This window comes from Turicibacter sanguinis, from assembly GCF_013046825.1.
Lineage (GTDB): Bacteria > Bacillota_I > Bacilli_A > MOL361 > Turicibacteraceae > Turicibacter > Turicibacter sanguinis.
Map to the genome: position 1 here is coordinate 989,976 of NZ_CP053187.1, position 23,186 is coordinate 1,013,161.

Below are 23,186 nucleotides of genomic sequence, written 5' to 3' on the forward strand. Positions count from 1 at the left end.
ATTATTTTAAACTCTGATACGTCTTTAAAAAATATAACTTAAATTTAACATCTTTAACTTTTTTATCAATTATTTTCCTAATTGGTTATTAGAATTTTTCAAACTGTGGATACTAGTATTATCTATAAAAATAGGAGGTTCATATTTTCAATGAAAATTCTAAAATATTTGCTTATCTTTGTTCCGATAAGCTTCATTGCTAAATTTATGGGCGTTTCAGATTCTTGGATGTTTATCTTATCTTGCTTATCAATTATTCCATTAGCTGGTCTCATGGGAGAAGGAACTGAAGAAATTTCATTTTATTCGGGGCCTAAAATTGGTGGATTTTTAAATGGGACGTTTGGAAATGCGACAGAACTTATTATCTCATTCTTTGCTTTAAAACAAGGATTATTCGAAGTTGTAAAATCTTCAATTGCAGGAGCCGTCATTGGAAATATCTTATTAGTTGTCGGAGCTAGTATGCTCGCAGGTGGATTAAAATACAAATCACAAAAATTTAATGTAAAAGTCTCTGATGTCTCATCAAGCATGTTATTATTTGCCGTGATTGGACTCTGTATTCCAGCACTTTTCACCCACACAGTTGATCCGGCACTACTCAATACCCGCTACGAAGGATTAAGTATTTTTGTTGCTATCGTGATGTTTATTATTTATGTTTTAAGTTTATTCTTTTCCTTTAGTACACACAAACATATCTATACCGAGACGGATAGTGGTGAAGAACATAAAGCAAAATGGTCGTTGCCAAAAGCTATTTTAATTTTAGTCATTGCAACTGTATTCATTGCAATAGAAAGTGAATTTTTAGTTAGTGGTATCGAAGCCATTACCCAAACACTTGGATGGAGTGAGTTTTTCGTCGGTATTATCTTAATCCCGATTATCGGAAATGCAGCTGAACATAGTACAGCCGTCGTTATGGCTAGAAAAGATAAAATGGACGTTGCTCTTGAAATTGCAATTGGTTCAAGCTTACAAATTATTTTATTCGTCGCTCCTATCCTAATTTTTATTAGCCAATTCTTCATCCCTATGAGTATCGTCTTCAATCAATTTGAACTTATTGCTCTGATTGCTTCAATTCTTATCGTCAACAAAGTAGCCCATGATGGAGAATCAAACTGGCTTGAAGGAGTTCAGCTACTCTCTGTTTATCTCATTATTGCCGCTTCATTCTTCATTCTATAAAAAATAGCTAGTGTCTAAAGACACTAGCTATTTTTTGTGGATAATAAAATCCCATCACTTATCCACAATTTCTGATTTTCAGATAAACATGACACTTTCATGATTACCTTTAAGTTGTAATTGTATTTTTACCCTGAGCTTTCGAATGATATAAATTTTCATCTGCGGTTTTTAAACTAAATTCATGCTGCCTAGAGTGTGCAATTCCTAAACTAATCGTAAACTGAATATTGGGACTCACAATCGTTTTGGCCACCTTTTCACGAATAGACTCTGCTAAAGCAAGAACATGTTCTTCAGATTTATCAACAGATAAAATGACAAACTCCTCGCCGCCATACCTAAATCCATATTCTCGTTTTCCAAGTTCCCCTTTAACCGTCTTAGCCAAACTCATTAATACCGCATCACCAACATCATGACCATAACGATCATTAATTTTTTTAAAATCATCAATATCAAATAAAATGATAGAATAATGACCTTTTTTTCTTTTTTTCAAAGCAAGATAAATTTTATCAAAGTATCGACGATTATATAGATTAGTAAGATGGTCCTTTCTATTTTGTGACACTAATCTAACAAATTTAAGAATACCGTAAATGATAATACTCCCTAATACCATAAAAATGCTCATATTGATTATTCTATATTGTATCGTTCTTTGTAAAATAAGGTCATTTTGATGAGACTGAATCGCATAAAAAATGTACTCATTTCCTATTCGATTTTGTTGAACGTCTGAAAAAGCAATTAATTTATCTGTCAACAGTTGATACTCATCTATGCGCCCTAACTCTTGATAAATAGCCAATAATTTGGCTATACTCTCTTTTTGAAATCCTAGAGACTCTCTTTTTTCAGATAACTCTAATAGTTCATGATATGTTTTAATTGCTTCATCATAATTTTCCTGATGATAATATAATTGACCTAACGTATTTAAATAATATAAATCTTTTTCAAATACGGTATAATTTTCATCTTGTTTAAATAATTCAGTCGCCTTTAGGAGGCTTTGATACGCATAATCTATATGCCCATAATAAATATCAACTTGTGCATAAATTAAATATCTTAATATCTCATACTCAATCGCAATTTCAGATTTAACCTTAGATTCATATTCTTTCATCAATCCAGTGTAAGCTATGACCTGTTCATAATCTTCCTGCATCAAACTGATTTGTGCCAAATTCTTATAAGCATATAATTTAAGATTATCACTTAAATCTGTATCCTTGACTACCATTTTTAATGCTTCTTGTATAACTTGTTTGGCTGCATCGTAATTTTCTAATATTTTAAAAACATTGCCAAGTTCTATTAAAATTTTCATTTTCGTTGCCTGGTCATGTTGCTGCTCTGCTAATTTAATTCCTTTTAATGCAGCATTAATTGCATCAGCATATTGATGACGTAAACAGTATAATGGTGTTTGTTTGGAAATCAAATACAGTAATGTTTCTTCATTTAACTTCTTTTCATACTTCAACACCTCTTCAAGCGTTTGTGTAGTAAAATGCTCACCTCTATCATTATTTATCGTTATCAATAACAACTCCCATACAGACTTAGCATGGTCATTATAATCTTCGATTTCAATATTATTAACACCAATCATGACATAATCTAAGGCTTGTTGATACCGCTTTGTATCCATCATTTGCTTCGCTAAATAGGTCGTCGTATATAATATTACAAAGGGATCTGTTTTTTCACTAATCAACTCAGTAACCTGATGATAATTCGCGATAGCGGACTCTTCATTACCTTCTACCTCATTCATATATCCCAAAGTGAAATAGTCCATTTCATCTTTACTTAATTTAACTTCTATCTTTTCCGAGTATTGTCTAAGTTGTTCTACGTCTAATACAACATTCTCTTTAATTGCTCGCTTAATAATCTCTAAATGATAATTCGTTTTTTCTCTTCCTATTATAAATAGAGTGATGATTCCAATGGATATAGCTAGTAAGAGAAATCCTAATTTCTTCTTAATATAGTCCACCTTCCCCTATCCCTAAAAAAATAACTATCTTTTCCATTGTTACACTTAATTTTACTATAAATCCCAACTATTTCAAAGTAAAGTTCTAACAATAAAAGCATCCTAGTTAATTAGGATGCTTCATCATTCTAAAAAATAATTAGATTTTTTTTACGAATTCAGATTTTAAACTCATTGCTCCAAATCCATCAATTTTACAGTCAATATCATGACCATTAGATGAATCATGAACTAAACGGATTCCTTTTACTTTAGTTCCTTGTTTAATCGCTGAAGAACTACCTTTTACCTTTAAATCTTTAATAACTGTTACAGTATCTCCATCCGATAAAACATTTCCGTTTGCATCACGAATCACGTTAGCTTCCGCTGCTTCAGCTTCTGCTTCTGGACTCCACTCATAAGCACACATTGGGCACACTAACATTCCTGCATCTTCATATGTATATTCTGAATTACATTTTGGGCAATTTGGTAACATAAAATCCATTCCTCCAGTTAATGTTGTAGCATCTGACTTTTCTTACAATAAAAAGCCAAATATATTCTTATATACTATCATATTCTGTACATATTGACAAACGGTGATTTGAACTGGAATCTGGTATCCTTCTCAATTAGTATGCGCCAAAAATTCGCTATTGATAGGGAACTTAAATGACCATTAAATCATTTTTAAATATTTACTAGAAATTCTTATAAAATAACTCTAGCAATCCCTTATAGCCGTCTGTTAAGTTATCTAGATTAATTTGCTGTATACCATTCGCTAGTGTATCACAAGTCGTATCATTTGCTACGTTATTCTCTCCAGTGGCAGAATAATTAACAACTGAAGTCAATGGAGTATTGCATCGTAATGTATTGGAGAATCCATTAACTAATATCCCTACATCATGAAATTGGCTTACCGTATTCTGTCTGGCATAATTTCTATTTCCCTGAATTAAAATCGCAGTATTATTTATATGTTCCACAACATTCTCTATAATTGAGCTATCGTTAGCTTTTAACATTATCCCATTCTTTGAATTAATCAATGTATTTTTAAATATAATTGAGTAATTTCCCTCGATCATTATTCCGATCTGATTAATGTTCGTAATCGTATTTAAACCAATAAAAAAACGACCTCTTTTCACTATAATACCATTAGATGAATTTTGAATAAGATTAGTATAAACAATATTTTTATCGGAATAAGTTGTGTTAATGTTAATGGCAAAGTTTCCATTACCGTCAAAGTAATTATTAGCTATAATATTTTCCCTAAAATCTCCGGGTCCCGCTAAAAAGCCACCTCTTCTATTTCCTTCTAAACTATTTTCATAAAATAAATTTTCTCTTCCAGACAATATAATCCCTTTATCTTGATTATTGTTTATCTGACATTGCCTTACAGTATTAAGATGCCCACTGATTTTAAATCCACTTCCTACATTACTATCAGATTTAACATGATGGAAGACATTCTTATCCCCAATTGATAAAATTCCTATTGTAAAGTTTTGAAAAGTCAAATTGGCTAATATAACCTCATTAGCATCAATAGTTATTCCGACTAACCCCTGATCAGTTCCATCAAGAATAACTTCTCCGTCACCAAAAATGGTAATATTGTCCACATTAATGAATAAATTCTCTCTATAAATCCCTGATTGAACTTGAATCTTATCTCCTGGACTAGCATTATTAATTGCTTCTTGAATAGTCATATCTGAGCCTGTAACCTCTATAGTTGCCATCACATTCCCTCCTTATAAACTTTTCCCTAGGACGAATTCAATACAGGTACAACACTTTCTCCTCAAATAGTTCGAATGAAAATTTCCCACCTAAACATTTTCATAGGCGTTGATGAATAAGCATCTACAAAATAAATAGGTATCTTTAATTCTGATTCAAGTTGTGAGTAACAAGCAACCCCTTCCCTCAATCACTATGTCGGTTTTAAAGATTTATAGATGATAGTTTTCATTTAATTGACTTAGCGCTTTGTACATTTCCATTTCTGAGAAATTTTATATTTTAATAGCGATGTAATAATGGATTTGGTGTTCTACAAATGATGATAAACAACCTTTACTTTAAATACGACTTGAAATAATCGTATCTATTGCCCATCACCATCAAAGGAGGATACTTGCTTCACACTATTCCTAAATCTTTTATGTTTTTCACTTCTTTAGAACGTTGATAAATCGACGTTCTAAAGTTAGTTTCTCATAATTTTCAAGGCTTTCCTGTTTATTTTAAACAACTTAAATCTTCTAACAAAATGCTCCATCATCAACGATAAATGGCATAAAATGAAATAATCCCTTTTAAAACTGTATTAAAAATCTGGTCTAGCGACTGAGTTAATGTTAAATAATATAGGGAAATGACTTCTTTGGATTTCTTCTCTGAACGATAATGAATTAAGTGTCTTTTCTTGCTTAATTCATCTGTGGACTCGCCTGATACATCTCCTGAGTGTTTCGTTTTAATTCAGGAGAAATCATTGAGTCATTTATCTCACTAAATATCTCATTTTCGAAAGCACCTCTATAGGGGTCCCCTCGAATGTCTTAAGATGTCTATAACTTATCAATAAATTTCCTTGTTAAGAATTTGGTGTGGTAACTCATTCTATAACAATAATCTTATTTATGAGTTTTTTTTATGTTGCACTTAATATTAAAATCTGTCCTATAGTATCCTATGTCTAAATTCAAAATTAGACACTCTGTATCAGATTAAATATTCTTAGTTCTTTATTGGAATACCCTTCATTAAAATAGCAAATAATATTAAATATGAAATAGAAAGAAGGTTATATTAATGCCTAATCAAGATTCAATTAAACTATTAAATGAATGTAATTCTGGAACTAAAATGGCAGTTGAGAGTTTAAATGAGGTTCTAGAAAAAGTTAAAAATGAGAACCTACGTAATACTTTAACTACTTCTCTTGAAGAACATAAAAAATTCGGTGACTTAACACACCAAAAACTAATGGAAGCTCACGATTCTGATAAAGAACCCAACCCTATTGCAAAAGCAATGTCTTGGATGAGTACAAATGTTAAACTACTAACAGGTGATGTTGATGAAAAAATAGCCGATATCGTAACAGATGGATGCAACATGGGAATTAAATCTATTGCTAAATATCTTAACCAATATCCCGCTGCAACAAGCGATATCAAAGATCTTGCTAATCAACTCATTAAAATAGAAGAAAAACTACTACATGAATTAAGACCTTACTTATAAAAAAGAGCTAGTAACTGTACTATAACGCAGCATACAAAAATAAAAACAGTCATTTTAAGATGACTGTTTTTATTTTTATAAAGTTTTATTTAATCTAAAGTTACTACCCTAAAGAGTTAATATCTAGTTTGATTTTTTCAATTTTCTCGTTAAGCAAATAATTGAGAATAACATCACGATAAAGGCGATAAATAAAGTTAATGGAAATAAATTCAATCCAAATAATTCAGCTATCAGACCAAAGAATGGTGGTGTTAGTATAGTAGCTGCATAACAAGCCGCTATTTGTGTTCCCATAACAGATTGAGAAAGATTTTTCCCAAAGTTTTCAGGTGTTAAATGAATTAGGTTTGGAAAAATAGGGCTAATCCCCAGTCCAATCAGAAATAATCCTAAAATTGAGCTTTCTAAAGATAAAGGTAATAGTAATAATAAAATTGCTAATATGGTAATAAATTGACCAATTTTTATTAACTTCCAGCTTGATAATTTATCGGCTAAAATTCCTGATAATAAACGTCCTAGTGTCATCCCAATATAATATATCATAATTACTTTTGCAGCATGATAAGAAGCCATTCCTTTTGCATTTACGAGAAATGTACTTGTCCAAACAGCACATAATGATTCCATTGCACCTAATCCAATAAACGCGCCCCATACCCAACGTACTGATGGAATTGTAACTAATTCAGATAGTTTCAAGGGATGAGTCTTTTCTTCCTGAACATGTACTGATTCTTTGACCCTATTCCAAAGAGGAAGTGATATGATACAAATCATTGAAATAGCTAACTGAAAATAGAAAACATTCTGATAGCCGTTACGCCAGTCAGATTGATTAGATAAGGCCATAGACATCAAATAAGGACTAAACGAAACTCCTATTCCGTAAAAACAGTGTAAGAAATTCATGTGTTTAGATGAATAATGAAGAGCAACATAGTTATTCATAGCAGCATCAATTGCACCTGCACCTAATCCAAGTGGAATAGCTGATAAACATAACCATAGCAAATTATTTGATAAAGAAAACCCTAGTAATGCAATAGCTGTCATGGATGTACTAACCGCTGCTACCTTCCCTGTCCCAAACTTATTGATTACTCTTGCGCTTAATAAGCTTGAAATAACCGTTCCTACTGAAATTAATAATGAAATACAACTAACAGTAGAAACAGGTAATCCAAACTCACGATAAATGGCTGGCCATGCTACCCCGAGTAATGAATCAGGAATTCCAAGTCCAATATAAGCAATATAAATAATAATTAATAATATTGTTGTCATCATTATGTCCTCCCTATTTTGCTACTATACAACAGATTAATATTTAAAAAAATAAAATAATTTAGGATACCCATTTCAACTTTAGCCAATTCTTACTATAATCCGTAAAGCTATCTTTACTTGTTGAGAAATTTATTTTTTCATCGGTCATTATTCTTTAATTTGAACATCTTGCCAATTATCTAAATTAGTTAAGATTTCAGGGACATCACCAGAAAAAGCTTGACCAGCTTCTTCATCATTCATTAATGTGTACCTAAACCAAGCTGTCATATAACCATCAGCATGAGTTAGCATTTGGTCATGCTCAACATTCTTTCGTCTTCCCATAATGGTAAGTTGTTCACTTTCTACTCTGTTATAATTATCTATTAAAGATAAAAGAGGTGCTATTAACTCAGCATCAGACTTTCCTGTAGCTGCTACTTTAAAATAAGGGATTTTTATTTTTGATACATCGTAGTCCCATTCAAGTGCTTGAGCGAGCTCTAAAGCTGTGGTACTTGCTGTATAGAGCGACGTAAATATGTTGCTATTATCAAAGCTTGTTATAGCATTAATTGCACCCACACCTCCTTGTGAATGCCCTGATATTCCAATATTACCTAAATCTATTTTGCCAAAAAAAATACTTTCGTTATCTTCATTTAAAGAAAGGATGTAGTTCAACATAATAGATGACGACTTACCACTTGCTGAATTTTTATCATCGTTTCCTACCACAATAAATCCCCACGAAGCCAAATGTTCAAATATTGCACCATACTTTGTATAGGGAACCCCTGTCCCATTTACTAACAAAACAACTGGATATGTTTTATCAGCCTTTTCCTCTAATTCTAACGGATACCATATTTTGTACTCCTTAAATAATTCTTCATTGCTATTAGCTTTAATAGACTCAACTTCATACTCCCCACGATTAGTATATTTCTTTTCAATCATGCCCACTGCATCAACTTGATTATAGTAGTTACTTTTAATCGGTCTTGAGCCTATGAACATAGCAATGATTAAAAAGACAACTATTAATAACAAGATAATTGTGACAACAATAAAAGTGTTTTTCATTAACCTAAAAACCATCGACAAACCTCCTTGACAATTCATTTATACATAGGTATCCTCTAACGGAGACAAATGTATCATCTACTAAAATAGAAAACAAGATATCTAGAAAAAATGAGACAAATTGGAGGTTTTGTATCACATGAAAAAAGAACAAAATAATTCATTTGTTAAAGAGCAAATTACTCATGCACTTTTAAGTTTAATGAAACATCACCCCTTTGAAGACATTACAATTACAGAGATTGTAAAACATGCACTGGTTAGTAGAGCTTCTTTTTATAGAAATTTTATAAATAAAGAAGATATTTTAAAACAACATTTGGTGAAATTAATTCAAGAATGGGGAACTGAGTTTGAGCAAAGTAAAAATCCTAATTTTGTCGAAAGTCTATTTGGTCATTATCTAAAATATGCTGAAACCTATCAATTACTTTATAAATGTGGCTTATCTTATTTAGTTTTAGATACGATTAAATCTGTATGTGGACCCAAGCCTGAACAAGAAAATATCCAGGCTTATACAAATGCATGGCTAGCTTGTGGCCAGTTTGGATGGATTGATGAATGGATCATAAGAGGAATGCAAGAATCTCCAATAGAGATGGCAAGATTAGTTGAATGGTCACAACAATCTAACAATAGTTCACCTATTAATTAAAAGAAAAAAGAGCTAGTTAACTAGCTCTTTTTTCTTATTTTTCATCACTCTGAACTTGAATCAATTGCTTAAATAACTGATGAACCCCCGTACTCGAAAGTCCTGAAAACATTCCCCCAAGAACAATATCAGGTGAAATTCCTTTATTAATCCAAACATTTAGTATCAACCCTAAAATAGCCATAATTAATGGAATATATTTATTCTGTACAAGAGTTAAACTATTTTTGATAACATACCCCACACACAAACAAATTCCTACAATGACAGGAATACAGTAAGTTTGTAAAAAAGATAAATCCATCTTTAATCTCCCTCATATTTTACTTAATTTTGTTTCTGTACTACCAGTTTATCTTGATAAGGAAACACTTTAACTTCAGAGGCATCTAAATTCTCGTCAAATAAATGAATAGCATTAATTTGATTATTATTATAAGTGTTATAGTAATAAACGCCTGTCTCTAAACACATACAACTAGTACACTGCGTTTTCAAATATTGTTGGTGGCAAGTAACAGCAGTTCCTTTGATAACAGCCACATTACTTAAAATATGAAAAGTACTTGTTATTAAAGCATCTTCTCCTTTTTCTACTCTAATATGATTTCTTAGAAAAGCTGCTTTTACAAAACGAGATGAAGATGAAACATCTCCTGGTAGTCCGATTCCCCCAAAACCTTCTGAGTCAAAACTTAACTCCTGATGTCCCCACTTCACCTTATGCGGATTCGTCACTTGTATATTCATATACCGATTTAAATTTATGAGATGCCAATCGAATGTTGGAGCATTAGTTAAAACTCCCACCTTATTATTATAAATTCGAAAATTCCCCTTCGTTTTTTCTATTACAATAGACTGTCCTGTACGATCAGTTACAATCCAATGAACATCTACTGATACCTCTTTCCCTTCAAGCGACTCATTAACTAGATTTACATTTTTTAATCCGTCTTTTACTTCCTCAAGAGATTGAAAATTTGCTAAAATCCAATAAACAAAATCATAAGGAGCCATATTTATTTTATCTTTATCCAATGCTTTACTCCATGAAGCATATTTAGGTAACTCTAATACAGCGCAAGCTAATCCCTTTTCATTCATCCCGTCAACTAATAAGACATGATTTTCAAACGTCGTAGACATTCCAACCATCGCGTATTTATTTTTCTTTTTTAGACTCATGATAGTATGAGTAAATGCATATGACCTCGGAATCAAAATAACAGCAACATCTAATAAAGCCACAATATCTAAATTTCTCCCTAATGCATGCAATCCATCTTGTGTCTTTAATGTAATAGCTGTACACATCTCTATCCTCTCCCTATATTCATTCAAAAAAAGAAGAAGCAACTTAAAAAGTACCTCTCCTTATCATATTATGAAAGCTATTAGTATTTTAGACTAACTGAAAAGTCAATTCAAAACCAAAGTCTAGCGAAAAATTATATTACCAGTGCGCAGGACGTGATAGCCAATTTGGAATTTTTGTCTGCTGATCTCCTTTGGCCACATTAATCTGGGATTGCGTTAAAAATAAACATTTATCAAGTTTAGCCCCCCTAATATCTGCATCTCTAAAATCTGCCGCAATAACATTAGCTCCACTTAAATCCTGATTCTTCAAATTAGCTGCAATTAATAATGCCCCTCTTAAATCCGAGTTAATTAGATTCTTTTTCGTTAAATTTTTTCCCATCAAATCTTTGCCAAGTTTCTCACCTGATAACGTTCCAATCTGACGAAGAATTTTATTGACCTCATCACGATATGATTCAATATCTAAAACTAATAATGAAGCGAGATCAAGATACGTTAACTGAACAATCTTCAGTCTCATCTCTTCAACTTCTTTCTTAAGTGAAATCGATACCTCTTGTAAGCTCGCATCTGTTAAATACCATAACATCTCATGTAACTGACGCATCACCACAAAGGCATCAAACATCTCAGTCTTAGATGATTGCTTCCAATCAATTCCCTTATACGTGACCTGTGCGACCTTTTGGCCCGCCCCAAAGCAATCATAAGCAGTGCATCCTTTTAAACCTTTATCACTTAACGACTCGTGAATTTTACAACTAAAGTCATCACTTAAATGAGAACACGGCTTCCCTGCAACCTTATCACTTGGAAAACCCTCAAACTTCGAAAAATATAGTGCCACACAACAAAGACCGAAACAATTTTTACAATCAATTTTTAAATCCTTAAATTTATCACACATCCTAAACAACTCCTTAATCCTCTCACATAACCTACTTTTATTTTAACGTGACCTAGTTATAAATCCTAGTACTTTAAGCAAAACTATAATGAACACCTAATCTGAAAGGATGATTTCAAATGACTGATAAATACGATTACGTCTTTAAATGGATTAAAAACGCAACAAAGCCAGAACGTCATATTGATGAAGTTGAAGCTTTTGCTAAAAAACACCCTGTATTATTTATGAAATACCACAAGTTATTTAATCCTATTGTAAATCATAGCGAAACCGACCCTGAATACATTGAAGCTAAAGAAAAACTCATTAAATTATTCTCGGAAAACGAAGAAGATTTTAAACCAGTCTTAGATGCAGTAAAAGAAAAATTTAGCGGAAAATATTTTTAATTAAGGAGCCTCAGACTAGAGGCTTTTTTGATGCCATGACATTCTTTTCACTTTTTTATCTCAGTCATTTCCCTTATGATGATACATATTAAAAACCAGGAGGAATGACCTTGAAGCTTACAAAAAAACATTTATCTTATTATAGCTTCGCTTTTATGACAGCTAGTTTACTACTAACACAAAAAAGTGATGTTTTAGCATCAAACATATACTTTTCAGAAGATTTTGAATCAAACTACGACCAGTGGGAAATCCAAAGAGGGGGCTTTAATATTATTTTAGATGAAACCAATACAATTGGACATACCTCTACTAATAGCGAAGGTCGTATCATGCGTGGCGATTTATCATGGACTGACTACAGTATTTCAGCAGATATGAAAGTTCTTGACTTCAATGGATCTAATCGTGCTTTTTTATGTGGCCGATACACAGACGGGAATAACTTCTATGGGGTAAGTCTAAGCAGCAAAAATGGATTAGAACTACGTAAGAAAGTAAATGGGGCTTCTTCGGTAATTGCCCAGGTAAGTACAGAAATTCAACAAAATACTTGGTATAACGTAACACTCGAAATGCAAGGTTCTATCTTAAAAGTATATTTAAATGGGAAACTGATGATAGAAGCAACTGATGATTCTTTAACAGCTGGTGCTGTAGGACTAGTCGCAAGCAAAGTTCAAGTCAACTATGACAATATTTTAGTAACTGATGTTGATAACACAGTAACACCAGATTCAACACCAAATCCTGATCCTTGTCCAATGCCACAACCAACGCCAGAACCTGAACCTACTAAAGATCCGACTCCTGAAGTAAAACCTGAAGCCAGTCAATCAAAGTATTCAGTAGCGGGATTTGCTGAGGGTGTAACTGGTGGAGGTGAATTAGATGAAACTAGCCCTTACTACATCAAAGTTACAAACGCTAAGGAATTAGGAGAAGCTCTTACTAAAAAGGCTTCAACCAAAGTCATTGAAATTATGAATGATATTGACCTGGGGTGGAATGTTATTGGACCAAGTGCTCAAGTCGCACCATTTACCTCTCATAACACTGCCTTAACTCACCCTATTTTAAAAGAAACAGGTGTCAGTAAGATTATGATTGATGGATTTGATGGTCTGACAATCTTCTCTAAAAACGGGGCCAAACTCACTCATGGAGCTTTAATCTTCAAACGTTCAAATAACATCGTCATTCGAAACATTGAATTCGATGAACTCTGGGAATGGGACGAATCAACAAAAGGAAAATATGATAAAAATGATTGGGATTACATCACACTAGAACAATCAAGTAACATCTGGATTGATCACTGTACATTTGGTAAAGCATACGATGGTGTCGTTGACTCTAAAAAAGGAACAACAGGACTAACTATTTCATACTCGAAATTCCTACCTGGTCGTGGTGAATTCTATGAAGCAATGTTTAAAGCAATGGAAGCTAACCAATCAGCCTATCCAATGTATCAATTCCTACGCTCTCAAAACCTAAGTCAAGAAACCATAATGGCCGTTGCGGCACCTCAAAAGAAAACCCATTTGATTGGAGCTACAGAAATGGCTACTGATAACAAGGACTTAGAGATTACAATGCACCACAACTACTACTTAGATTCACAGGATCGATTACCTAGACTTCGTGGTGGTAATGCACACGTCTATAATATCGTGATGGATTCACAAAATGCCTACAAAGCCTCTACTTTAATTCCATCATCAGTCGCTAAAGCCATTACTAACAAAGGCTATAGCTTCAATGTCACAAGTAATGGAGCCATCTCAACAGAAGGCGGTGCAGTCCTAGTAGAAAACTCAGCTATCCTAGGTATTAAATACCCATTACGAAATAACCAAAAAAGTGCCTCTAACTCATCTTACACAGGAAAAATCTTAGCCCTTGATACTATCTACGAGTATAAAGATATCTCCTATCGTGGAAACAGTACTGACCCTAACTCTCCATTATCACCTGAACCAGCAACAATTCTAAAATTCTCATGGAATGGATTTAATGAACTACCTTACAATTATACATTAGATGACATACAGAACTTATTATCTACCTTAAAAGAGACAGTGGGTTCAGGGATTATTGATTTAAATTGGATGAAAACTATCTATTAATGATTTTTTATTTAACTAATGTAGATTTACCCTAGTATTTTACTAGACACTAGAAAAATTGATTCAATAAAAAATGCTTTCGAATTTTTTTCGAAAGCATTTTTTTAAAATTATGATTATCAGTTATGAAGTAAAATAGTAACATATTTGATTTGTTCATACTTAAACTCTAATTTTTATATAACAATTCATCCATAATAATTAGAGAAATGAAAGGAGAGCCTAAGACATGGAACTGAATTTAAACCTCTACGAAACAATGGCTTTAGTTTCAATTATTTTTTATCTAGGAAAATATATCCGAAAGAAATTTTCGATTCTCTCTAAATACTGTATTCCACCATCAGTAGTAGGCGGATTTATTTTTTCATTAGTTACACTATTTTTATATCAAACTAACCTCGCAGCCATAAATTTAGATACATCCTTACAAAATCTATTCATGACAACATTCTTTACAAGTATCGGATTTACAGCAAGTTTTGCTTTATTAAAACAAGGCGGTAAAAAAGTGATTACTTTCTTACTTCTTGCCATTTTACTTGTCATCTTACAAAATATCGTTGGAGTATCTCTCGCAACTGCTTTTCGGTTATCTCCATTACTCGGCCTCGCAACTGGATCTATTCCAATGGTTGGAGGACATGGAACTGCCGGATCATTTGGTCCGATTCTTGAAGGACTTGGCGTTGAACGAGCAACAACCGTATCAGTTGCTTCAGCAACCTTTGGACTAATCATGGGAAGTATTCTCGGTGGATTAGTAGCAAGAAATTTAATACTTAAACATCATTTAAAAGCTGAAAAATCAAATCAAAAACCAGAAGAAGCGGGAGGATTTAACGAAGAAAATACAAACATTCTCTCACTAAAACACATGATGAATGGTGCGTGCTTACTATTCATTGCCATGGGATTAGGATCTATTGTTTCTAAATTCATTCAAATGACAAGTTTAACATTCCCCTCTTATATCGGAGCGATGCTTGTAGCGGCCCTTATTCGAAATATTGCCGATTTAAGAGGAAAAGAACTGGTTGAAAAAGAAATTGAAACAATTGGTAGCTTATCTCTCTCATTCTTTCTAACCATGGCGCTTATGGGACTGAAACTTTGGCAATTATTCGATTTAGCTTTACCACTTATCATCATGCTAATTGCTCAATCCATTCTGATTGCACTTTTTGCTTCCTTTATAACCTATAAAGTCATGGGGAAAAACTACGAAGCAGCTGTATTCGCCTCAGCCACATGCGGATTCGGAATGGGTGCAACCCCAAATGCTATTGCCAATATGGACGAATTAACAAATCGTTTTGGATTCACACCAACACCCTACTTTGTCGTCCCACTTGTTGGGGGACTCTTCATTGATTTTATCAACTCAGGTATCATTACCATCTTTATTAACTTATTCAGCTAAATTAAAGGTCTGTATCGATTCGATACAGACCTTTTTTATTATTTTTCAATATTTCCATATAAAAATGAACCAATACTCTCACCTTTTATTAGCTTAAAATATATTTTTCAATCCCTGATACAATGCCATCATTCGCTACTGTATCTGTCACCACATTAGCATATTTTTTAACCTCATCTGAAGCATTCCCCATGGCAATTCCACACCCAACAGTCTCTAACATCTCAATATCATTACTTCCATCACCAAAAGCATACGTGTTTTCAATCGAGATATTCAAATAATCTAATACCTTTAAAATTCCCGTCGCTTTATGATTTTCCTTTAAATAAATTTCAAGATGTGTAGGGTGCACACTGTGGCAGTATGTATATTCCTCATGATTTTTTAAAAATTCTATACAATACTCTAAATCTTCTGGCTTTGGACATAGCACCTCTATCTTAAACGCATTGACCTGATCCACCTCGTAATCTAACATAAAATAATCTTTTAAAATCCCATATTGCTCATAAAATGGCCAAATCTTCTCATAATTCTCATATGCGTAAACACATGTCTCATCTTCTAACACAAATTCAAGATTTTTATTCTCTAAATGTGAAACTAAATTCTTTAATATCCCATTATCTATTGCTTTACTATGAATCTTTTTTCCATCAACAATCACATGAGCTCCATTAGCTAGAATGTACCCATCAAAACCAAACTCACGAATCACTTTACTTAAAAAAGCATATGGTCTTCCTGTTGCAATAAAAACATAATGCCCCCGTCTTTGTAAATCACGTAATGACTGTTTTACACGAGATGAAATATCTTTTTTTCCATTATGACTATCAATTAAGGTTCCATCTATATCAAAAAAAATGACTTTTTTCATTAAACCGCCTCCTAAACCTACTATATTTTCTTCTCTTTCAAAGTTCAATAGAATAAACAAAGACTGGTTTAATGTTTTAAAACTTCCTGATTTTTTTTCATCATTTTGAAACTTTTTGGCACCATAAAGGCCTATCAGTGGAAAAACTAAGAGGCCTTTATAAAAAAATTAATCTTCATAATCAATTTCACGATCATCAATCGTATTCATGATTTCCTCGATATACCGTATATTCTCATCATAATCAACTTTGAAAATACAGCTGAAAAGTAAATCAAGCATATACTGCATCGCAATATGAGAAGAAAATTGAGAAATTCGATTTCTTAAGTTTTCGCGATCACTAATATATAAATAATGTTGAATCGACTGATACGGAATCTTATTTCCAAGACGACCAATTAAAATAATTTCAACCTTTTTATCCTTTAAAATATCAATAACAGATGGTAAAAAAGTTGCCTTCAAAGAATACGAAATAATAACTGCGACATGACGTTCATTCGATGAAACAGCCGTCATTCGCTGATCATAGGCTGACTTTGGGCACGTCACCTTACGTCCAATCGCACGCATTTTATCCTGGAAATTCTTTGCAACATTCATATTGTGACCATGCGTATAAATATCAATATAATCTGCTTCATAAAGTAATTTTACACACTCATTAAAATCCTCTAAATTAATCGATTGATATGTATCTTCGATCGTTGTTTCATATAAATTAAGCAATTTATTTGCAATCGTTTGATGATTATCAAGTGCTGTAAATGGAAAATTCACATCAATATGCGGGACCCCCTTGCTTTCCTCCACCAAATCTTTAGCAATCTTTACTTTAAGATCATTAAATCCTTCAAACCCAATCTTTTTACAAAAACGATGAATCGCTGACTTAGAAGCAAATGTTTTCTCTGAAAGAGACTGAATCGATGAGGTTTGAACTTCTTCCTTATTTCTTAATATATATTGCGCCAGCTGACTTTCTGTTGGCGTCAAATTCCCACAACACTTAATCATCTTCTCAAACGTCATAATAACCTCCTAAATTTATAATCTGACCTAATCATATAACAAAAAACATAAGATAACATCCCTTATAAATAGGTAATAGCATAAAAAATTATTAATGATGAATCATAATGATATCCCTAAATTAGCGAGGTGACCTTATGAATGAATCATCATCTAATGATAAAGGCGATAACGTCATCGTTATAGCAGCCGTTTTCTTACTCGGTACTTTTATTACTTTCTTAAATAGCACCTTCATGAACGTTGCACTGCCTGATATCATGAAAGAATTAAACGTCAGTGTCTCAACTGTTCAATGGCTCAGTACAGGATACATGCTTGCTCTAGGAATCGTTATTCCTTTTACAGCCTTTCTTATTAACCGATTTAAAACTAAAACACTATTTTTAACTTCAATGTCCCTCTTTACCATTGGAACCATAATTGGAGCTTTTGCCACAAACTTTGAAGTGCTATTAACCGCTAGATTTATACAAGGTTTAGCAGGAGGTGTTACCGTCCCCCTAATGCAAACCGTATTTATGCTAATCTTTCCCATAAAAAGCCGTGGATTTGCCATGGGAATCGTCGGAATCGTCCTTGCTTTTGCCCCTGCAGTTGGCCCAACACTATCAGGCTGGATTATCAATAGCTATCCTTGGAGATATCTCTTTTATATTCCAATTCCATTCGCGATCATCGATATTATCCTCGCCTTCTTCTTACTAAAAAATGTAACGGGTGGTAAAAATGTATCCATGGATTTTTTCTCATTTATAGCCTCTACAATAGGATTTGGAGCTCTACTATACGGATTCAGTAATGCTGGAAACTATGATTGGACGGATAAATTAGTTTACCTTCCACTATTAATAGGTGCTTTATTCTTAATATTATTTATTTGGCGTCAATTAACAATGAAAGACCCCATCCTAAACTTAACTGTCTTTAAAAGCAAAACCTTTATCTTCTCTACTATTATTGTCATGATTACTTATGCAGGACTCATTTCATCCGAATTGATCTTACCCATGTACCTAGAAAATATCAAAGGATACTCCGCTTTTGACACAGGACTTGCCCTTATGCCAGGTGCTATCATCATGGGAGTTATGAACCCGATTACCGGAAAAATATTCGATAAATACGGCGCTCGCTATCTAGCATTAATCGGACTGACTATCCTAACACTTGGAACATTTGGACTCTCATTCTTAACTCCAGATACAACCAAAACATATGTGATCGTTGTCTACGCATTAAGAATGCTAGGAATTGCCATGCTTACAATGCCATTAACAACGTCAGGATTAAACTCATTACATCGTGATTTATATGCGCATGGTAATGCTGCTAATAATACATTACGTCAAGTAGCAGGTTCTATCGGAACCTCAATCATCATTACCATCATGAGTAAAGCCAGTTTGACTTCATCTTCAACAAATCCACTTGAATCGCAAGTATACGGTATGAATATTGCTTTTGCATCCATTGGTGCTTTAACATTTATCGGATTAATCATTGCTTTCTTCGTGGTCAAAAAGAAAGAGGTCATTGTAACAGATTAAATTAAAAAAGCTATCTCACGTGAGATAGCTTTTTTAATTTATCCTTGCTACAACCCTCGTTAATGAAGCCTCAGCGCGAATATTTAACGGAAAAGCCATGACTTCAAACCTCTTAACTCCCTCTAATTTTTTTAAATTTCGAAGATTTTCAATAATTAAAATATCATTTTCTAATAATTTATGATGCACTTTAAACGGATACTGATCGGGTGATGGCATATCGATTCCTATTAATTTAACACCTCGGTCTACGAAAAATTGTGCTAATTTTTCATCAACGATTGGATGATTTTCAAAATATTTATCTGTTCCAAAAAACTCATCATATCCCGTATATAACAATACAATGTCACCTTCTTGAACTTTATCCAAATACTCATCCTTTAGTTTAATAATTTCTTCATTTCGAACATCTAATAAACAGCCATTTCCAATAAATTTTTCAACAGGATAATCGCAAATAAAACGATCTTTATTTAGTAGATGACTTGGTGCATCAATATGAGTTCCAACGTGCATTCCTGTTTCTAATTTTGTATCATTGTAATAATCGCGATTTAAAAATCGATGACGATACAATTTGAGCTCGTCATCCCCTGGATAAACCGCCATTTGATGTTCAATTTCATAACTTAAATCAATATACTTTGTCAAAATTTCTTCCTCCTCTTTAAAAATAATTCTTCTTTTGATAAAGTTAGTTCATATCACATAAACTATCATTAATAGCCTCTTTAAGCTAATCCGAAAGGAGATTACCATGTTTCAATTTTTTTCTATCTTAATCCATCTTATCAACTTAGTCACCATCATGTATATGGTTTTTAAAGAAAAACGATCTGCAAATAGTATTATTGCTTGGACATTAATTTTATATATCGCTCCTCTACTTGGATTTATCGTCTTTTTAATGATCGGTCGACGAATCAATAACTCTAAAATATTTAATGTAAAAGAATCAGAACTCAAAATCTTTGAAAAATATAAACAACAAGTAGCACAAACAAACATCTCAGATTTGCCTGCCTCTAATATGATTATGGCAATCGAAAATCTCGAATACTGTCCATTTAGAAACGATAACGAAGTCGAATTATTTTCTGACGGTCAACAATTTTTCGATTCTCTACTCGAAAACCTAAAAAAAGCTCAAAAAAGTATCAACATCCAGTTTTACATCTTTAGACGAGACGAAATCGGAAATAAAATCCTCGATATCTTAATCGAAAAAGCCAAATCCGGCGTCGAAGTTCGATTCCTTTATGACTCAGTTGGAAGCCGCTCCCTCACTAAAGAAAAACTTCGAGATTTAATTGCTGTTGGAGGGAAAGTTGGTGAATTTTTCCCAGCCTGGCTACGCTTGATTAATATAAACATGAACTTTAGAAATCATCGTAAAATTGTTGTCATTGATCGTCGTATTGGATACATTGGTGGTTTCAATGTTGGGGATGAATACTTAGGAAAAGACGCTAAATTTGGATACTGGCGAGACACTCATATAAAATTTACAGGATCTTCTGTAAAAGATTTAAATTTACGCTTTTTAGCAGACTGGCGATATGCGACCAAAGAAGATATTTCCCTTCATCCAGTCTTGCCTGATTTAACGCAAAATAATCAAAATATTGGAATGCAAATCGTATCCAGTGGACCAAATACAGGAAATAAGCATGAAATTAAGCTATCTTACTTAAAAATGATTCAACGTGCTAAAAAATATATTTACATTCAATCTCCTTACTTAATTATCGATAAAAGTATTGCAGATAGCCTAAAATTAGCCGCAATCTCAGGTGTAGATGTAAGAGTGATGATTCCTGGGAAAGGTGATCATCCATTCGTTTACTGGGCAAATCTTGGATATGCTGGAGAAGTATTAAATTACGGCGTAAAAATCTATCATTACGATAAAGATGCCTTCCTACATGCTAAAACAGTGGTTATCGACGACGAAGTTTGCTCCGTTGGAACTGCAAATATGGATACAAGAAGCTTTGAGTTAAACTTTGAAGTCAATGCTATCATTTACTCAGAAGAGATTGCTAAACAACAAAAAAATCAGTTTGAAGCCGATATCTTAAAATCAACAGAATTAACCTTAACTGACTACAAAAATAGAAGCACTATTGTAAAAATAAAAGAATCTCTCTCAAGACTATTTTCAGGAGTCCTTTAACATAAAAAAATCTCGTAGATCCTCATTCTACGAGATTTTTTTATCATTTAAGCATGTGATAACGTTGGAAACATAAGCTTTTTCTTTTCTATCTCTTTTAAATCTTTACCTAAAATAAACAAGGTACAGTCATCTTCCTCAACTTCTTTAACTTCATATCCTGAAGATTTAACAGGCGTAAATCCAAGTCTAACTTCTTGAATTTCACTTCCAAAAGCATGAATGATAGACTCTAAATTAACTTCATGCTTAGTAACTATTTGATGAATAAAAAGTTTTTCTTTTTCAACATTTGCAAGAATATATGCCTCTTCTTTTGCCAAATAATAGACAGGTTGCCCAAATAACAAATAAAAAGCAATCAATCCCCAATTATCTGTTGTAAAACGTTCATTAATCGTACTATTTTTTACAATATTTAAAAAACAATCACGATTTGATTGAATTGACATATCGATTTGTTCAACTTCTTGACTAGAGGTTGAACAAATACTTTTTATATATTGATATTCTTTACTTTCAACAAAACCAAATTTCGGGTAAAAATGAATGACACTATCATTTCCAAACAAATAGATGCCATCTACTTTGTGCTGATATTCCTTAATCACATGCTCCATCAGATAACGGCAAAGACCCTGTCTACGATAATTTTCATCCGTCATAACCGTTCCCAGCTGAATGTAGTGCTTTTTGACACCATCAAGCATAAAATCCATTAAATTAACCGAAACATTTGCGATTATCTGATTATTGTTAACTAAGGAATAAGGTATATATTTTTCTGTCCAAAAACCATTATTTTGCCATTCTATAAAATTAAATCCAAAGGTTTTCTCGGTTAACTCATTAAAACTTTTAACGAGTTTTTCATCATCTTTATAATTTTCCACTAATTTATATTGCATAACCATCCCCTCCTATCATCATCTTAATTCCAATCTCTTTGTACCGCTACCTAAAAATTAAATCTTAATAAAGAATGAGCATTAATGTCTTCTTTTAACTATTATATTGCCAATTCCAATCTCCATGATAAATCATTCGCTTATTCATTCCTCCATCAATCGTAATCGTTTCTCCTGTCATAAATGTCTGATTAGTTAAATAGATTACCATACTCGAAATATCTTTTGGGTTGCCAACTTTTCCTGCTGGAATGGCCATCTCATCCGTTTTACTATACGTCACTTCATCCATCACATTAATCCAACCAGGGGCAATACAATTTACTAATACATCTGGTCCTAAAGAAATAGCTAAAGCGTGAGTTAACGCCACAATTCCTCCTTTTGCACTGGCATAGGCCTCTGTATCCGGCTCCGATTGAAAGGCTCTTGAAGAAGCAATATTAATAATATGACCTCGATTCTTTTTAAGCTCTTCCTTACACAAACGACTTAGTTCATAAGGGGCCTTTAACCCCACTGCTAACACATAATCAAAGCCGTCATAATCTAAATCAGATAAAATTCCATTATTTCCACGACAGGCATTATTAACTAACACATCTATTCGACCTAATTTCTTTATTGCAAACTCTACGAACTCCCTCAAAGTTGCTGAATTTGCCACATCACCATAAAAATAAATTTGGATGACTTTTTTCAAATTCACATGATTTTTCCTCATCAATATCTATAAAACAAACAAAATCACCTAATGATAAAAAATCCAAACAAATCTGCTTTCCAATACCATGAGCGCCACCCGTTACTAAAACGCCTCTAGCCATAACCATAACCTCCTAATTTCTATATCTCATTATACTTTACCTCATATTACACTCATTAATAACACTTTCCTTAATAAGATAATGAGGCCTATAACTAAAAATCATCATTCATCAACTCTATCTCAATATAAAAACA

Annotated in this window: 22 protein-coding genes; 8 read left to right on the forward strand and 14 right to left on the reverse strand. The window is 32.9% G+C overall.

Going from position 1 to position 23,186, the window contains the following annotated elements; genetic code table 11:
- Window positions 1-105: 105 nt before the first annotated feature.
- Window positions 106-1,197 (forward strand): calcium/proton exchanger, encoded by a 1,092-nt coding sequence (gene cax, locus HLK68_RS04870; RefSeq protein WP_262942017.1) that lies wholly within the window; start codon window positions 106-108, stop codon window positions 1,195-1,197.
- A gap of 109 nt (window positions 1,198-1,306) precedes the next feature.
- Here the strand turns inward: cax and HLK68_RS04875 are convergent, their stop codons facing one another.
- The 3 genes from HLK68_RS04875 to HLK68_RS04885 form a co-directional block, all read right to left on the reverse strand.
- Complete coding sequence (locus HLK68_RS04875; protein ID WP_006783901.1) at window positions 1,307-3,211, reverse strand: diguanylate cyclase; 1,905 nt, start codon at window positions 3,209-3,211, stop codon at window positions 1,307-1,309.
- A gap of 139 nt (window positions 3,212-3,350) precedes the next feature.
- A complete protein-coding gene (locus tag HLK68_RS04880) occupies window positions 3,351-3,692 on the reverse strand; it encodes a zinc ribbon domain-containing protein YjdM (protein WP_006783900.1) in 342 nt (113 codons plus the stop codon).
- A gap of 205 nt (window positions 3,693-3,897) precedes the next feature.
- Window positions 3,898-4,956, reverse strand: coding sequence for a right-handed parallel beta-helix repeat-containing protein (locus HLK68_RS04885; RefSeq protein ID WP_132942922.1), 1,059 nt, complete (start codon window positions 4,954-4,956; stop codon window positions 3,898-3,900).
- Window positions 4,957-6,034: 1,078 nt separating this feature from the next.
- Here HLK68_RS04885 and HLK68_RS04890 point away from each other — a divergent pair.
- Window positions 6,035-6,469, forward strand: a complete 435-nt coding sequence (locus HLK68_RS04890) for a hypothetical protein (RefSeq protein WP_006783897.1) — start codon at window positions 6,035-6,037, stop codon at window positions 6,467-6,469.
- A gap of 123 nt (window positions 6,470-6,592) precedes the next feature.
- Here HLK68_RS04890 and HLK68_RS04895 read toward each other — a convergent pair whose 3' ends face one another.
- Together HLK68_RS04895 and HLK68_RS04900 are read right to left on the reverse strand one after the other, a co-directional pair.
- Window positions 6,593-7,759, reverse strand: a complete 1,167-nt coding sequence (locus HLK68_RS04895; protein ID WP_229040152.1) for an MFS transporter — start codon at window positions 7,757-7,759, stop codon at window positions 6,593-6,595.
- A gap of 150 nt (window positions 7,760-7,909) precedes the next feature.
- Complete coding sequence (locus HLK68_RS04900) at window positions 7,910-8,845, reverse strand: alpha/beta hydrolase (protein ID WP_009606616.1); 936 nt, start codon at window positions 8,843-8,845, stop codon at window positions 7,910-7,912.
- Between the two features lie 124 nt (window positions 8,846-8,969).
- On the opposite strand from HLK68_RS04900, the gene HLK68_RS04905 reads away from it, so the two are divergent.
- Complete coding sequence (locus HLK68_RS04905; protein ID WP_132942924.1) at window positions 8,970-9,488, forward strand: TetR/AcrR family transcriptional regulator; 519 nt, start codon at window positions 8,970-8,972, stop codon at window positions 9,486-9,488.
- 34 nt (window positions 9,489-9,522) lie between these two features.
- On the opposite strand, the gene HLK68_RS04910 is transcribed toward HLK68_RS04905, so the two are convergent.
- From HLK68_RS04910 to HLK68_RS04920, 3 genes are all read right to left on the reverse strand, one after another.
- Window positions 9,523-9,792 (reverse strand): phage holin family protein, encoded by a 270-nt coding sequence (locus HLK68_RS04910; protein ID WP_055164336.1) that lies wholly within the window; start codon window positions 9,790-9,792, stop codon window positions 9,523-9,525.
- A 23-nt stretch (window positions 9,793-9,815) separates the two neighbouring features.
- Window positions 9,816-10,805: a choloylglycine hydrolase gene (gene bsh, locus HLK68_RS04915; protein WP_132942925.1), complete on the reverse strand. Its 990-nt coding sequence runs from the start codon at window positions 10,803-10,805 to the stop codon at window positions 9,816-9,818.
- Between the two features lie 139 nt (window positions 10,806-10,944).
- Window positions 10,945-11,721, reverse strand: a complete 777-nt coding sequence (locus HLK68_RS04920; protein ID WP_009606623.1) for a pentapeptide repeat-containing protein — start codon at window positions 11,719-11,721, stop codon at window positions 10,945-10,947.
- 119 nt (window positions 11,722-11,840) lie between these two features.
- On the opposite strand from HLK68_RS04920, the gene HLK68_RS04925 reads away from it, so the two are divergent.
- The 3 genes from HLK68_RS04925 (at window position 11,841) to gltS (ending at window position 15,668) form a co-directional block, all read left to right on the forward strand.
- Entirely contained in the window at window positions 11,841-12,113 is a 273-nt protein-coding gene (locus tag HLK68_RS04925) for a hypothetical protein (RefSeq protein ID WP_009606618.1), read from the forward strand.
- 104 nt (window positions 12,114-12,217) lie between these two features.
- Window positions 12,218-14,245 (forward strand): pectate lyase family protein, encoded by a 2,028-nt coding sequence (locus HLK68_RS04930; RefSeq protein WP_238843638.1) that lies wholly within the window; start codon window positions 12,218-12,220, stop codon window positions 14,243-14,245.
- 229 nt (window positions 14,246-14,474) lie between these two features.
- Window positions 14,475-15,668: a sodium/glutamate symporter gene (gene gltS, locus HLK68_RS04935; RefSeq protein ID WP_006785388.1), complete on the forward strand. Its 1,194-nt coding sequence runs from the start codon at window positions 14,475-14,477 to the stop codon at window positions 15,666-15,668.
- Between the two features lie 88 nt (window positions 15,669-15,756).
- Here gltS and HLK68_RS04940 read toward each other — a convergent pair whose 3' ends face one another.
- A complete protein-coding gene (locus HLK68_RS04940) occupies window positions 15,757-16,551 on the reverse strand; it encodes an HAD family hydrolase (protein ID WP_132942927.1) in 795 nt (264 codons plus the stop codon).
- Between the two features lie 168 nt (window positions 16,552-16,719).
- A complete protein-coding gene (locus HLK68_RS04945) occupies window positions 16,720-17,586 on the reverse strand; it encodes a MurR/RpiR family transcriptional regulator (protein ID WP_006785390.1) in 867 nt (288 codons plus the stop codon).
- Window positions 17,587-17,723: 137 nt separating this feature from the next.
- Here HLK68_RS04945 and HLK68_RS04950 point away from each other — a divergent pair, with 137 nt between their 5' ends.
- Window positions 17,724-19,136 (forward strand): MDR family MFS transporter, encoded by a 1,413-nt coding sequence (locus HLK68_RS04950; protein WP_006785391.1) that lies wholly within the window; start codon window positions 17,724-17,726, stop codon window positions 19,134-19,136.
- Between the two features lie 33 nt (window positions 19,137-19,169).
- Here the strand turns inward: HLK68_RS04950 and HLK68_RS04955 are convergent, their stop codons facing one another.
- Window positions 19,170-19,790 carry a cyclase family protein gene (locus HLK68_RS04955; protein WP_009606622.1) on the reverse strand — a complete coding sequence of 207 codons (621 nt, stop codon included), beginning with the start codon at window positions 19,788-19,790 and terminating at the stop codon, window positions 19,170-19,172.
- 106 nt (window positions 19,791-19,896) lie between these two features.
- Between HLK68_RS04955 and cls the strand changes: the two genes are divergently transcribed.
- A complete protein-coding gene (cls, locus tag HLK68_RS04960) occupies window positions 19,897-21,315 on the forward strand; it encodes a cardiolipin synthase (protein ID WP_055164321.1) in 1,419 nt (472 codons plus the stop codon).
- 47 nt (window positions 21,316-21,362) lie between these two features.
- Here cls and HLK68_RS04965 read toward each other — a convergent pair whose 3' ends face one another.
- From HLK68_RS04965 to HLK68_RS14560, 3 genes are all read right to left on the reverse strand, one after another.
- Window positions 21,363-22,223, reverse strand: coding sequence for a GNAT family N-acetyltransferase (locus tag HLK68_RS04965; protein ID WP_006785395.1), 861 nt, complete (start codon window positions 22,221-22,223; stop codon window positions 21,363-21,365).
- Between the two features lie 94 nt (window positions 22,224-22,317).
- A complete protein-coding gene (locus HLK68_RS04970) occupies window positions 22,318-22,932 on the reverse strand; it encodes an SDR family oxidoreductase (RefSeq protein WP_237701288.1) in 615 nt (204 codons plus the stop codon).
- The gene (locus tag HLK68_RS14560) at window positions 22,892-23,050 is read right to left on the reverse strand and encodes an SDR family NAD(P)-dependent oxidoreductase (protein ID WP_006785397.1); all 159 of its coding nucleotides are present in this window, start codon (window positions 23,048-23,050) and stop codon (window positions 22,892-22,894) included. The genes HLK68_RS04970 and HLK68_RS14560 overlap by 41 nt, the downstream gene beginning before the upstream one ends.
- Between the last annotated feature and the right edge of the window lie 136 nt (window positions 23,051-23,186).